This window comes from Micromonospora thermarum, assembly GCF_012034245.1.
Classification (GTDB): Bacteria; Actinomycetota; Actinomycetes; order Mycobacteriales; family Micromonosporaceae; genus Micromonospora; species Micromonospora thermarum.
Map to the genome: position 1 here is coordinate 70,134 of NZ_JAATEO010000011.1, position 12,549 is coordinate 82,682.

General features: G+C 73.2%; 13 protein-coding genes. 6 read left to right on the forward strand and 7 right to left on the reverse strand.

Features of this window, described 5'->3' with window-relative positions; all coding sequences use genetic code 11:
- Positions 1 to 406 precede the first annotated feature (406 nt).
- The 4 genes from HCJ94_RS12270 to HCJ94_RS12285 all read left to right on the forward strand — a co-directional run bounded on the left by HCJ94_RS12270 (position 407) and on the right by HCJ94_RS12285 (position 2,500).
- Positions 407 to 1,045, forward strand: a complete 639-nt coding sequence (locus HCJ94_RS12270) for a DedA family protein (protein WP_168001127.1) — start codon at positions 407 to 409, stop codon at positions 1,043 to 1,045.
- A 72-nt stretch (positions 1,046 to 1,117) separates the two neighbouring features.
- Complete coding sequence (locus HCJ94_RS12275; RefSeq protein WP_168001128.1) at positions 1,118 to 1,459, forward strand: type II toxin-antitoxin system RelE/ParE family toxin; 342 nt, start codon at positions 1,118 to 1,120, stop codon at positions 1,457 to 1,459.
- Positions 1,456 to 1,788 carry a helix-turn-helix domain-containing protein gene (locus HCJ94_RS12280; protein WP_168001129.1) on the forward strand — a complete coding sequence of 111 codons (333 nt, stop codon included), beginning with the start codon at positions 1,456 to 1,458 and terminating at the stop codon, positions 1,786 to 1,788. Before HCJ94_RS12275 ends, HCJ94_RS12280 begins: the two co-directional genes overlap by 4 nt.
- A gap of 94 nt (positions 1,789 to 1,882) precedes the next feature.
- Positions 1,883 to 2,500 (forward strand): DUF998 domain-containing protein, encoded by a 618-nt coding sequence (locus tag HCJ94_RS12285; protein ID WP_168001130.1) that lies wholly within the window; start codon positions 1,883 to 1,885, stop codon positions 2,498 to 2,500.
- On the opposite strand, the gene HCJ94_RS12290 is transcribed toward HCJ94_RS12285, so the two are convergent.
- Positions 2,457 to 3,860 carry an NAD(P)H-quinone dehydrogenase gene (locus HCJ94_RS12290; RefSeq protein ID WP_168001131.1) on the reverse strand — a complete coding sequence of 468 codons (1,404 nt, stop codon included), beginning with the start codon at positions 3,858 to 3,860 and terminating at the stop codon, positions 2,457 to 2,459. The two genes, HCJ94_RS12285 and HCJ94_RS12290, sit on opposite strands and share 44 nt — an antisense overlap.
- Positions 3,861 to 3,966: 106 nt before the next feature.
- On the opposite strand from HCJ94_RS12290, the gene HCJ94_RS12295 reads away from it, so the two are divergent.
- A complete protein-coding gene (locus HCJ94_RS12295; protein ID WP_168001132.1) occupies positions 3,967 to 4,422 on the forward strand; it encodes a gamma-glutamylcyclotransferase in 456 nt (151 codons plus the stop codon).
- Between the two features lie 106 nt (positions 4,423 to 4,528).
- On the opposite strand, the gene HCJ94_RS31165 is transcribed toward HCJ94_RS12295, so the two are convergent.
- Genes HCJ94_RS31165 through HCJ94_RS12315 form a run of 4 tightly spaced genes read right to left on the reverse strand, consistent with a single transcriptional unit; the run spans position 4,529 to position 7,899 of the window.
- Positions 4,529 to 5,491 (reverse strand): GNAT family N-acetyltransferase, encoded by a 963-nt coding sequence (locus tag HCJ94_RS31165; protein WP_168001133.1) that lies wholly within the window; start codon positions 5,489 to 5,491, stop codon positions 4,529 to 4,531.
- Positions 5,492 to 5,546: 55 nt separating this feature from the next.
- Positions 5,547 to 6,287, reverse strand: a complete 741-nt coding sequence (locus HCJ94_RS12305; RefSeq protein WP_168001134.1) for an SCO6745 family protein — start codon at positions 6,285 to 6,287, stop codon at positions 5,547 to 5,549.
- Positions 6,288 to 6,324: 37 nt separating this feature from the next.
- On the reverse strand, positions 6,325 to 7,263 hold the full coding sequence (locus HCJ94_RS12310; protein ID WP_168001135.1) for a hypothetical protein: 939 nt from the start codon (positions 7,261 to 7,263) through the stop codon (positions 6,325 to 6,327).
- Between the two features lie 6 nt (positions 7,264 to 7,269).
- Positions 7,270 to 7,899, reverse strand: a complete 630-nt coding sequence (locus HCJ94_RS12315) for an MBL fold metallo-hydrolase (RefSeq protein ID WP_168001136.1) — start codon at positions 7,897 to 7,899, stop codon at positions 7,270 to 7,272.
- A gap of 153 nt (positions 7,900 to 8,052) precedes the next feature.
- Here HCJ94_RS12315 and HCJ94_RS12320 point away from each other — a divergent pair, with 153 nt between their 5' ends.
- Positions 8,053 to 9,081: a DUF4349 domain-containing protein gene (locus HCJ94_RS12320; protein ID WP_168001137.1), complete on the forward strand. Its 1,029-nt coding sequence runs from the start codon at positions 8,053 to 8,055 to the stop codon at positions 9,079 to 9,081.
- On the opposite strand, the gene HCJ94_RS12325 is transcribed toward HCJ94_RS12320, so the two are convergent.
- Both HCJ94_RS12325 and HCJ94_RS12330 read right to left on the reverse strand, forming a co-directional pair.
- Complete coding sequence (locus HCJ94_RS12325; protein WP_168001138.1) at positions 9,038 to 10,297, reverse strand: amidohydrolase; 1,260 nt, start codon at positions 10,295 to 10,297, stop codon at positions 9,038 to 9,040. The genes HCJ94_RS12320 and HCJ94_RS12325 overlap by 44 nt on opposite strands.
- A gap of 658 nt (positions 10,298 to 10,955) precedes the next feature.
- Positions 10,956 to 12,539: an acyl-CoA mutase large subunit family protein gene (locus HCJ94_RS12330; protein ID WP_168001139.1), complete on the reverse strand. Its 1,584-nt coding sequence runs from the start codon at positions 12,537 to 12,539 to the stop codon at positions 10,956 to 10,958.
- Positions 12,540 to 12,549 lie beyond the last annotated feature (10 nt).

The following is a 12,549-nucleotide window of genomic DNA, read 5'->3' on the forward strand; positions in this document are numbered from 1 at the left end:
GGCAGGGGCCGTGGCGCGGGCGCGGACACCGGCCGCCGTGCGGGCGCGGACCCCGGCTGTCGTGGGGTGCGGACGCCGGCCCGTCTGGCGGGCACGGGCGGCGGTGAGACGGGGGCGGGCCGCCGGCACGGGACCTGCCGGCGGCCCGCAGCGGCCTGCTCGTCGAGAACGGGGGACCCGACGGGGCCGCGCGCCGACAACGGTACGCCGACGGACGCCGATCCCGCGAGCGCCCTGCGTCTCCGGATTTCCCGCGCAGGCCGTCACCACCGCATCCACCGGGTCGTTGAACCCCTATGGGCCTGTCGTGTCGGCGATCACGACCGAGGAGGCCCCTCCCGGGTGACGCCGGACGTTGCGTCAGGCTCACCGACATCCGATCGGCCCGTCCGGCGAGGTGACAGCCGTGCCCGAACTGAGTGAGGTCGCGTCGCCGACGCTGGCGTACGTCGCGCTGCTCGGCCTGCTGATCGCCGACGCCTTCATCCCGGTGATCCCGACCCAGGCCGTTATGATCACTTCCGGCGCACTGACCGTCTACGGCGACCTCAGCCTGCCCGTCACCATCGCGGTCGGAGCGGCCGGCGTGTTCGCCGGCGACCTGGCCTGCTACCTGATCGGCCGGGGTACGCCGACCTCCCGGATCGCCGCCACGCTGCGGGCCAGCCGCGCGGCGCGCCGGTCGCGCGAGCCCGGTGCGGCCCGCCGCGTCGCCGGACGGGTCGCCCGAGGGCTCAGCCGGCCCGGACCAATGGTGATCATGGTATGCCGGTTCGTGCCGGGCGGCCGGATGGCGGCGTGCTTCGCGGCGGGCCGCCGTCGCTACCCCTACCGCCTTTTCGTGCTCTACGAGTCGCTGGCCGCCCTGGGCTGGGCGTCGTACGGGGCGCTGGTCGGCCACCTGGGCGGCGCCGCCCTGACCGGCTCGGCCTGGCGCCTGGCGATCATCGCCGGGGCGGCAGCGCTGGGGTTCGCGGCGGCGGGCTGGGCGATGACCCTCCTGACCAGCCGCACCACCCGCCCCGCCGACGTCCCCACCGACTGAGCGCGCCTCCGCCGGTCGGGTATAAGCTGGGCTTATATTTGCAGGGTGTGAGAGGTCAGGTTACATCCGGAGGTGGAGGCGTGGTTTCTCGATCTGTGCAGGGCAGACCCGCTGAGCGCAGACCTCGTCAGCGAGGCCATCGATCTCCTGGCCGAGCACGGCCCGGCGCTGGGACGCCCTCTGGTGGATCGCTTGAAAGGCAGCGCGTTCCACAACATGAAGGAGCTGCGGCCCGGCTCGCAGGGGTCGACGGAAGTCCGGTTGATCTTCGCGTTCGACCCACTCCGGGAGGCCGTGTTCCTGGTCGCTGGTGACAAGTCCGGCCAGTGGCAGAGGTGGTACGAGGTCGCTATCGCGTTGGCTGACATGCGGTTCGAGGAGCATCTGATGGCACTTAAGGAGTCATGGCAATGACCGAGCCGACGAACTGGCGGGACGTCAAGGGGAAGGCTCGGCAGGTCGACCCGACCTGGGACACGCCTGAGCGCGTCGAACGGCGTGGGCGACTCCGAGAGCAGATGCTGGCCTCGGTCAGCGGGGCGCAGTTGGCGGAGATTCGCAAGCAACTGGGAATGACCCAGAGCCAACTGGCCGAGGCGGCGGGTCTCTCGCAGGCCCGGATCAGCCAGATCGAGAACGGGGAGCACACGAGTCTGGAGAGCCTGCGGGCGTACGTCACCGGGCTGGGCGGGCACTTGGAGGTCGTCGCCCGGATCGGCAACATCCACCTCAACGTGGCGTGAGCGAGTTCGCCGGGGCACCTAAGGGCTGACCCCGGGATCGATGTCGGTGGGTCGCCCGGATCCGTTTCGGGCGGTTCCGGCCGCAGGCTGGGGCATGCCCGCAAGCCGGAACAGTGGACTGCTCGCGCTCGGTGGGATCGCCCTCGCGGCGCTGCTCGCCGTGGTCGGCCACCTCGGCGTGGACGGCCTCGACCCCTGGTCGCTGACGGTCAGCGACTACGCCGTCTCCGATCGGGGCGGCGCCATCGACCACGCCATGATCGTCCTCGCCGTGGCCACGGCCGTCCTGCTCCCCGCCCTCCGGCGGCTACGGCGGGCCCGGGCGGCGGAGATGCTGCTGGCGGCCTGGATCGGCGGTCTCCTGCTGGCCGCGGTCGTGCCGACGAACGAGCCGGGCCTGCCGATGGACACCGCCGCGTACGTGCACCGGTACGCGTCGGTCGCGGCGTTCCTGGCGCTGCCGGTCGGCGGTTGGCTCCTTGCCGACCGGCTGCCCGCCGGCACCGCCCGCTGGGTACGCCGGTTCGCCGTCGCCAGTCTCCTGCTCGCCGCCGCGATGGTCTGGTCGGCCTACCCCGGCGACCGGGCGCTGCTCGGCCTCGTGGAACGCCTGCTGATCCTCGCCGAGGTCGCCCTCCTGACCACCGTCGCCGCCACGCTGACGACGGTCACTCCAGCTCGTGGAGCATCAGCTGGCGGGCCGCTTCGGTGATGGAGCCGGAGAGGCTCGGGTAGATCGTGATGGTCTGCGCCAGCTCGTTGACCGTCAGGTTGTTCTCCACGGCCATCGTGATCGGCAGGATCAGCTCGCTCGCCTTCGGGGCCACCACCACGCCGCCGATCACCTGGCCGCTCGCGGGACGGCAGAAGAGCTTGACGAAGCCGTCGGAGACCTCGTCCATCTTCGCCCGGGCGTTACCGGCGAGCGGCAGCATCACCTGGCGGGCGGGGACCTTGCCGGCGTCGACCTCGTCCTGTGAGACGCCGACGGTGGCCAGCTCCGGGTCGGTGAAGACGTTCGCCGCGACGGTCCGCAGGCGCAGCGGCCGGACCGCCTCGCCAAGCGCGTGCCACATCGCGATGCGGCCCTGCATGGCGGCGACGCTGGCCAGCGGCAGCACCCCGGTGCAGTCGCCGGCGGCGTAGATGCCCGGCACGTTCGTGCGGGAGACCCGGTCGACCGTGACGTACCCGCCACGGGCCAGCTCGACGCCGTACTCGGCCAGGCCCAGGTTCGCCGTGTTGGGGATGGAGCCGACCGCGATCAGCGCGTGCGAGCCGTACACCTTGCGGCCGTCGGAGAGCTCGACCTCGACGCCGTCGTCGGTACGGCGGACCGCGTCCGCGCGCGAGTTGTTGAGGATGCTCATGCCCCGGCTGCGGAACACCCGCTCGATGGCCATCGCCGCGTCGGCGTCCTCGTGCGGCATCACCCGGTCGCGGCTGGAGACGAGGGTGACCTCGACGCCCATCGCCAGGTACGCGCTGGCGAACTCCGCACCGGTGACGCCGGAGCCGACCACGATCAGGTGCCGGGGCAGCTCGGTGAGGTCGTACACCTGCCGCCAGGTCAGGATGCGCTCGCCGTCCGGCACGGCGGTGGGGAGCTGGCGGGGCGTCGCGCCGGTGGCGACCAGCACGGTGGAGGCGTCGATCGAATACTCCGCGCCGCCGTCACCCGGCGTGACCACCACCCGGTGGGTGTGACCGAGCGTGTCCTCACCGAGCCGGGCGCTGCCGGCGACGAAGGTCACGCCGGCCTTCACGAGCTTGGCGTGGATGTCGGCGGACTGCGCGAGGGCGAGCCGCTTGACCCGCCCGTTGACGGCCGGCGCGTCGACGGTGACCGCCTCCAGCCCGTCGGAGTGCACCCCGAACTCCTCGGTGTCCCGGTACCCGGTCACCACCTGCGAGCTGGCGATGAAGGTCTTCGACGGGACGCAGTCGGACAGCACGCACGCGCCGCCGGCGCCCTCGGCCTCCACCACGGTGACGTCGGCGTCCAGCTGGGCGGCGACCAGGGCCGCCTCGTAGCCCGCCGGCCCCCCGCCGATGATCACGATCCGGCTCACAGCGCTCGCCCCTCGTCCATGCTCACAGTGACTTTCTTCTCCCGAACGCGTCCGACACGCACCGTCGTATTCTCCCCCACCGGCCGGCCCGGCTATCGTCATCGCCGTGCGTCATTACGCCGCCTACGGCTCAAACCTCGACCCTGCCCGGATGCGCGCCTACTGTCCGCATTCGCCCATGGTGGGCACCGGCTGGCTCGAGGGCTGGCGGCTCACCTTCGCGGGCGAGGGCGTGATCGGCTGGGAGGGGGCGGTCAGCACGGTCGTCGAGTCCCCCGGCGACCGGGTGTTCGTGGCGCTCTACGACATCCACCCGTACGACGCGGCGCAGCTCGACGAGATCGAGGGCGTCACCGCCGGCACGTACCGGAAGCTGCACGTGCGGGTCTCGACCCTGGACGGCGACGTCACGGCGTGGATCTACGTCTTCGACGGGTACGAGGGCGGCCTCCCGACCTCGTGGTACCTGTCGGAGATCGCGAACGCCGCCGAGAAGGCGGGCGCGCCGGACGACTACGTCACGGACCTGCGCACCCGCCCCACGGGCACCGCCTCGGCCTAGAGCAGGCGGGCGCGGAGCGCGTCGGCGTTGCGGCGGGTGTCGCACGGCCTCCAGTCTGCTCCCGGCCGCGTCGCCGTCGTCAGCCGGGCCCGGCGGAGGTCGTCAATCACACACCGGCGGCCGGTACGACCAGCTCGTACATGTCGGTCCAGCGCATCTCACGGAGCCCCACCGACTCGTAGAGGGTGACCGGCACGGTCGGGTTGGTCAGATCGACACCGAGGCCGGCCCACTCCCGGCCCTTCGCCGCGTAGACCGAGAAGGCCCGCCAGAGCAGCGCCGCACCCACGCCACGCCGCCGGTACGCGGGCAGCACCGACAGGCTCCGCACCCACCCCTCGTTCTGCTCCAACGCCTGGTCGGAGGATTGCAGCGCCCCGGCCGGCACCCCGTCGACCTCGGCGATGAACCACTCGTCCCAGGTGGTGCCGTACAGGCGGAGCTGCTCCCGCCACCGGTCGAAGCCGACCGGCTCGTAGTCCGGCGTGTCGCGGAAGGCGATGTCGAAGATCCGGTAGAACTCCCGTAGGTCCGTCTCGTCGTCGCCGCGCAGCGGGCGGACGGTGACCCCGGGCGGGGGCGGCGGCTCGGCGGGCAGGTCGGCCAGGCTGCGGCGCATCCCCACGTACCGCTTGGCGAGGGTGAAACCGGCCTCGGCGACCTCCGCGGCCCACCGGATCTCCGGAGCGAAGACGGACACGCGGGCGGTCAGCGCCGGCACGCCGCGCTCGGCGGCCCGCTCGCCCACCCGGTCGAGCATCCGGGCCAGCAGCGGGGCGCGCAGGTCGTCCCCGCGCTCCGGGTCGACGTAGACCTCCACGAACTCCCGGCCCACGCCGGTGGGGTTGTCCACCGTGGCCCAGGCGACGAGTCTCCCCTCCGGATCGCTGACCACCCAGGAGTCCCGGGCCGGATCGGTGAAGGGGGCGGTGAGGGCGGCCTTGACGTCCTCGGCGTCGAAGTCCGGGTAACCGACGGCGAAGACGTCGGCGGCGTGGACGACGGCGAGGATCGCGGGGACGTCGTCGAGGGTGGGTCGGCGGGCGGTCCAGCCGGCGGGGAGGGTCACGGCGCCGATCCTGGCAAACCGCCGGCCGGAGCGCCGCCGATTTTCGTCGCCCTGGTCATTGGCGGCGCCGGTGGGCGCGGAAGGCGGCCAGGAGATCGACCAGTTCGGCGCCGTCGGCCGGGCCGAGCGCCGCGAACGCCGGCGCGGTCAGCCGGTCGGTCACCGCCTCCGCCCACAGCCGCCGCCGGACCAGCGGGCCCACCGTGGGGTACGGCGGCGGCCAGCCGCACGCCACGGCGCCGGCCTCGCCCTCCGGCCCGGCGAGCACCGCCTCCAGCGGCGTCATGCCGGCGGCGCGTACGGCGAGCAGGTGCGCCCCGGCGAAGTGCTCCCGCAGCAGGCGCAGGCTCACCGCCACCTGACCCCCCGCGGTGCGCACCGGCACCGGCATCGCCCGCCACGCGGCGAACAGCGGCATGCCGGTGGCGTCCGCGGCGTCGACGGCCCGGCCGAGCAGCACGGCGAGCCGTGCGGCACCGGGCACGGAGTCGAGGTTCTCGTCACCCCACCGGCAGCACTCGCCCAGCGTCACGGTGGCCACCCGCATCGGCCGGACGGTGCGCAGGGTCGCGTCCCAGCCGTCGGCGACCGCCTCCGGTGCGATGAACCCGAGGGCGGCGGCCACCGTCTCCGCGCGCACGTCACCGAGCGAGCCGGCCCGTCCCGCGATGTAGAACGCCCACCCCGAGATGCCGAGCAGCCGGGCCTGGCGCAGGGTGACCGGACAGCGGGTGAAGGCGTCCCCGAGCTCCAGCACCGCCGGCTTGCACCCGGCCGCCACCTGCTCCGGCGTCACGCTCCCGCTCCCCGCACCACCCGTCCGTCCACAGGGGTCAGTCTGCCGTGCCGCCGCGGGTGCGGGCATCCTCCTCTTCGGCGTCGAGCGCCTCCACCGCCGCCTCGACCTCGCCGGTGCGGCGGCGGGCGGCGGTGAGCGTCCGCTCGGCCGCCCGCCGGGCCAGCGTGGCGCGGCTCAGGTCCTGCTCGACGACGGCCCGCCGCCGCTCCAGCTCGGCCAGTTCCGCTTCGATCGCGTCGAGGGCGGCGGCGCCGTCGTGCTCGGCCTCCGTCGCGCCGGTCAGCTCCGCCTCGGCCCGTTCCTGGTCGGTACGCGCCTTCGCCAGCTCCTTCTCCAGCGCGCGACGACGGCGGGCCCGCTCGGCCCGGGCGGCCCGTTCCGCCTGCTCGGCCCGGATCGCCGACCGGTCCGCCCCGCGAGGTCGCGGCGGCGGCTCGGCGATCTCCTCCTCGCCGCCCCCGGTGACCAGGCGCAGCTGCGGCCGGGGCACCTCACCGAACCCGGCGTACGTGGCGGCCCGCAGCAGGCGTCCGGAGCGCACCTGCTCGGCGACCTCGGTGTCGGAGAGCGCGGCGTTGAGGGTCGCCTCCACCTCGGCCAGCGGCAGCTTCCCGGCCGACGGGGCGCCCTCGACACCGGCCGCCAGCTTGCGCACCTCGCCGAGCAGCGCACCGACGACGGCCCGGCGCTGGGTCGACAGCTCGCGGAGCTTCGCCCCCCGCAGCTCGCGCTGAGCGGCCCGCAGCGACTCGGCGAGCTGACCCAGGTCGGCGACCAGCTCCGGCCGTTCCAACGCGAGCAGGTTGACCAGCCAGGCGGCCACCGTGGGGCGGCGAAGCCGGGCGATCTCCCGGGCGGTCCGGGCGTCGCCGGCGCGGCGGGCCTCGGCGACCGCCGCGTCCCGCGCGGCGACGAACCGGTCGGGGGGCGTGCGGTAGAGCTGGCGCACCAGCTCCCGGGGTGGATCGGGCATCGCCGCTCAGGCGTCGACCCGGGTGCCCGGTTCGAGCCGCCGGTAGTCCACGTCGGAGAGTCGGGTGAAGTTGTTGTTCAGCACGGTCAACCCGTTGTCGTTGAGCAGCCCGTCGTGCAGCGCGTACGCCCGCCGCGGCGCCACCGCCCGGAGGAAGTCCAGCGATTCGGAGAACTTGGTCCACGGGGCGTGGATCGGCAGGAAGAGCGTGTCCACCTCGACGTCGTCGGGGACGACGAGGGAGTCACCGGGGTGGTAGACCCGCTCGTCGATCAGGTACGCCAGGTTCTCCACCACCGGGATGTCGGGGTGGATCACGGCGTGCTGCCCGCCGTACGTGCGGACCGCGACGCCGGCCGCGGTGAACCGGGCACCCGCCTCGACCGGCGTGAGCACGTCGGCGATGCCGTCCAGTGTGGCGGCGAGCGAGGCCGGGCCGTACAGGGCGAACGGGCGGCGGTCGTGCTGCTCGGTCAGGGCCGCCACGTCGACGTGGTCGGGGTGCTCGTGGGTGATCAGTACGGCGTCCGCCCCGTCCAGCGCGGCCCGCTCGCTGAAGACCCCCGGGTCGACGACCAGGACTCCGCCGTCGTGCTCGACGCGTACACAGGAGTGGCCGTACTTGGTCAGCCGCATTCGTGACTCCTCGATTATCGAATCGTGACGTCCTCAGCGCAGTCTGCCGGAACGGACGCGGCACCGCGTCCCGTCTGACCGATCGCCCCGGTCACGGGGCCACAGACTGGCACGGGCCGGCCCGGAGGCCGGTCACCGAGGATCGGAGCGGGGATGGGCGGAATCGGACCACGCCGGCGGGGTGTGGTGCTCGCGGCGGCGCTGGTGGCGGTGCTCGCCGCCGGTGGATGCGGTGGTGGGAGCGGCGGGAACGACAGCACGGCGGCGGAGCAGCCGGCCACCGGCGTGGAGGGCGGCGCGGACCGGGGCGGGCCGGCGGCCGCCGACGCGCAGGCCGGGGCCGGGCGGCCGGGGAAGGCGGAGGGCGGCGCACCGGCGGACCTGCGGGTCGACCAGCGCGCCATCATCTACACCGGTTCGATGCGCGTACAGGTGCAGGACGTGGACCGGGCCGCCCGGGACGCGATCGCGCTGACCACGACGGCCGGTGGTTTCGTCGGCGGCGACCAGCGGCGCAGCGCCGACGGGGACGCCACCGCCGAGCTGACGCTGCGGGTGCCGGCCGCGAAGTTCACCACCGTGGTGGACGAGATCGCCAAGCTGGGCACGCGGCAACGGCAGGAGATCAGCACCGAGGACGTGACCGAGGAGACGGTCGACCTGGACGCCCGGATCGCCACCCAGCGAGCCCGGGTGGAGAACGGCCGGCGACTGCTCGCCCGGGCCACCTCGATCACGGACCTGGTGTCGCTGGAGAACGAGCTGGCCCGCCGCGAGGCCGACCTGGCCTCGCTCGAGGCGAAGAAGCGCCGGCTCGCCGATCTCACCGCGCTCTCCACGATCACGGTGTCGCTGGTCGGGCCGGAGGCCCGCCCGGTCGAGGAGGAGGAGCGGGTGGGCTTCCTGGTCGGGCTCGACGCCGGGTGGAAGGTCTTCCTGGCCTCGCTGACCGTGCTGCTGACCGTCCTCGGGGCGCTGCTTCCGTGGCTGGTGACGCTGGGCGTACCGGTGGGGCTGCTCGTGTGGCTGCTGCGCCGACGCCGGCCGCGGCCGGCCCTGGTCGCCGCGCCGCCGGCACCGGCGCCCGCGGCCCCGGCCGCCGCGACCGCGACACCGGCGGCCGGGAGCCCGGCCGGGGTCAGCTCGCCGCCGCCAGTGCCCGGAGCGCGGTCTGCACCATGACCCGGACACCGGCCGGGATGGCCCGCTCGTCCACGTCGAAGGATGCGCGGTGCAGGTCGACGTTCGGACCGGAGCGGCCGACGCCGAGGCGGGCGAGGGCACCGGGGACGTACTCCAGGTACCAGGAGAAGTCCTCGCCGCCCATGCTCTGCGGGGTCTCGGCGATGCCCTCCGGCCCGAGCGCGGCGGCGGTGGCGGCGGTGAGGATCTGGATGGCCCGCGAGTCGTTGCTGACCGGTGGCCGGCCGCGCAGGTACTCCAGGTCCACCGTCGCCCCGGTCGGCGCGATCACGTCCCGCACGACCTGAGCGACGACCTTCGGGGCCAGTTCCCACGTGTCCCGGTCCATCACGCGCAGCGTGCCGGCCGCGCAGGCCTCCGACGGGATGACGTTGTACCGGGTGCCGGCCGAGGCGTGGCCGAACACCAGCAGCAGTCCGCTGTTGGCCGGCACCCGGCGGGCGACCAGGGCGGGGACCTCGGTGATGAGCCGGCCCAGCGCGTCCACCAGGTCGACGGTGAGGTGCGGCCGGGCGGTGTGCCCGCCCGGACCGGTGAGGCGGACGGTCACGTTGTCGGCGGCCGCGGTGATCGGCCCGACCCGCAGGCCGACCTTGCCCACCGGCAGGTTCGGGTCGCAGTGCAGCGCGAAGATCTGCGCCACGTCGTCGAGGCCACCGGCCTCGATGACCTCGAGCGAGCCGCAGGGCAGGATCTCCTCGGCCGGCTGGAAGATCAGCCGCACCCGGCCGGGCAGCGCGCCGTGGTCGGCGAGCTGGGCGAGGAGCATGCCCACACCGAGCAGGATCGTGGTGTGCACGTCGTGGCCGCAGGCGTGGCAGACCCCGTCGACCGTGGACCGGTACGGCACGTCCTTGGGGTCGGTCAGCGGAAGCGCGTCGATGTCGGCGCGGAGCGCGATCACCGGACCGTCCGGGCGGCCGTCGATGTCGCAGATGACGCCGTTGCCCTTGGGCAGCAGCCGCGGACGCAGCCCGGCGAGGGACAGCTCGCGGGCGATCAGGGCGGCGGTCTCGAACTCCTCGCCGGAGAGTTCCGGGTGCGAGTGGATGTGACGGCGGGTCGCGATCAGACCGGGTACCCGGAGGGCGAGCAGGTGGTCCAGCTCGAAGGGCAGGGGCAGGGCCCCGGTCGGCGCCTCCGTCCAGGACGACGCCAGCTGGCTGCCGGTCGGCAGCGTCAACGCACTCGTCACGTCGAATTCTCGATCACTAGAAATGGATGGATCTTCGGGAACAGCAGACAGCCTAGACCTCCGGCGGTGACGCTGCGCAACCTCGTTCCGGTAGCGGTCGGAGCGCGCTGCGTCACGAACGCCCTGCTCGGGGCGCTCGTATATCAGCGGGACAGCAGGTAGATCGCGGTCGAACGCCGTCATCTGCCCCACACCTCCTACAACGCGTAACCGATTCGCGGGTCACGAAATCGTCATCGGCCCCGAGCCGTCTTTCCGAATTGTGGCATTAGTCGGATCTGTTAACTGACACTCCGACAATTACCCGACCACGCTCGGCGACGAGGCCCCGCAGACGTTCACACGGTCGGGCCGTAACCGACCGCACACGGTGTGCGTCCCCGATCACCCGGCCGGGTTACCCGGAAAAAGTCTCCGGCACACGCCGCGACCGGTGGGCCGCGCCGCCCCGGGGCGGGAGCGGGCGCCGGCGTCGTCGCGCGGGCCCCTCTCCGCGTCTGCGCCGCCGATCGGCGGCGGGGAACTGGCGACAACTGTACGCCGTCGATCACACCCCCGCCGACCTGCGCAAACGCCCGTACGACAAGTCGAGGCGCCACCCGGACCAGTCTCCGGGTGGCGCCTCGACGGAATCTCGACGAGCGCGCGAGGCGCGCCGTCAGAAGCGGTCGGACGGCCGGTACAGCCCCCACACCTCGCGCAGCGTGCCGCAGACCTCCCCCACCGTGGCGCGCGTTCGCAGCGCCTCCTTCATCGGGTAGAGCACGTTGTCACCGCCCTCGGCGGCGGCACGCAGCTCGGCCAGGGCCCGCTCGACGGCGGCGTTGTCCCGCTCCGCACGGAGCTTCGCCAGCCGCTCCGCCTGGGCCGCCTCGATCGCCGGGTCGACGCGGAGCGGCTCGTACGGCTCCTCCTCGTCGATCGCGAACCGGTTGAGGCCCACCACGACCCGCTCGCCGGAATCGATCTCCTGCGCGATCCGGTACGCGGACTGCTCGATCTCGCGCTTCTGGAAGCCGGCCTCGATGGCGTCGACCGCCGACCCGTGCTCGAAGACCCGCTGCATCAGCGCGTCGGCCGCGGCCTCGATCTCGGCGGTCATCGCCTCCACCACGTACGACCCGGCGAACGGGTCGACGGTGGCGGTCAGATCCGTCTCGTACGCGAGCACCTGCTGGGTCCGCAGCGCGAGCCGGGCGGCCTTCTCGGTCGGCAGCGCGATCGCCTCGTCGAAGCTGTTGGTGTGCAGCGACTGGGTGCCGCCGAGCACCGCGCCGAGCCCCTGCACGGCCACCCGGACCAGGTTGACCTCCGGCTGCTGGGCGGTGAGCTGCACCCCCGCGGTCTGGGTGTGGAACCGCAGCATCATCGACTTCGGGTCCTTCGCGCCGAACTCGTCCCGCATGAGCCGGGCCCAGATCCGCCGGGCGGCGCGGAACTTCGCCACCTCCTCCAGCAGCGTCGTGCGGGCGACGAAGAAGAACGACAGCCGGGGGGCGAAGTCGTCGACGGCGAGCCCGGCGGCCACCGCGGCGCGCACGTACTCGACGCCGTTGGCCAGAGTGAACGCGATCTCCTGCACGGGCGACGCGCCGGCCTCGGCCATGTGGTAGCCGGAGATGGAGATGGTGTTCCACTTCGGCACCTCCTTGCGGCAGTACGCGAAGGTGTCCGCGACCAGGCGCAGGGAGGGCTTCGGCGGGAAGATGTACGTGCCCCGGGCGATGTACTCCTTGAGGATGTCGTTCTGGATCGTGCCGTTCAGCGCCGAGCCGGGCACGCCGTTCTCCTCGGCGACCAGCTGGTAGAGCAGGAGCAGTACCGAGCCGGGGGCGTTGATCGTCATCGAGGTGGAGACCTTGTCCAGCGGGATGCCGTCGAAGAGCAGCCGCATGTCCTCGATGGAGTCGATGGCGACACCGACCTTGCCGACCTCACCGTGCGCGATCGGGTCGTCCGAGTCGTACCCCATCTGCGTCGGCAGGTCGAAGGCGACGGACAGGCCCATCGTGCCGGCCCGCAGCAGCTGGTGGTAGCGCGCGTTGGACTCGGTGGCGGTGCCGAAGCCCGCGTACTGGCGCATCGTCCAGGGACGCGACGTGTACATGGTGGGGTAGACCCCGCGGGTGTACGGATACTCGCCGGGGCCGCCCAGCCGGGAGTCCAGGTCCTCGGGGAGGTCCGCCGCCGTGTAGACGCCCTTGATCGGGAAACCCGACTCGCTTGACCGCCGTTCGCTCATCACCGGATGG

Coding starts and splice junctions, on each gene's coding strand:
- HCJ94_RS12280 (WP_168001129.1), top strand. CDS start 1,456: ATGACCGAGCCGACGAACTGGCGGGACGTCAAGGGGAAGGCTCGGCAG.
- HCJ94_RS12285 (WP_168001130.1), top strand. CDS start 1,883: ATGCCCGCAAGCCGGAACAGTGGACTGCTCGCGCTCGGTGGGATCGCC.
- HCJ94_RS12310 (WP_168001135.1), bottom strand. CDS start 7,263: ATGCCCGATCCACCCCGGGAGCTGGTGCGCCAGCTCTACCGCACGCCC.
- HCJ94_RS12315 (WP_168001136.1), bottom strand. CDS start 7,899: ATGCGGCTGACCAAGTACGGCCACTCCTGTGTACGCGTCGAGCACGAC.
- HCJ94_RS12320 (WP_168001137.1), top strand. CDS start 8,053: ATGGGCGGAATCGGACCACGCCGGCGGGGTGTGGTGCTCGCGGCGGCG.
- HCJ94_RS12330 (WP_168001139.1), bottom strand. CDS start 12,539: ATGAGCGAACGGCGGTCAAGCGAGTCGGGTTTCCCGATCAAGGGCGTC.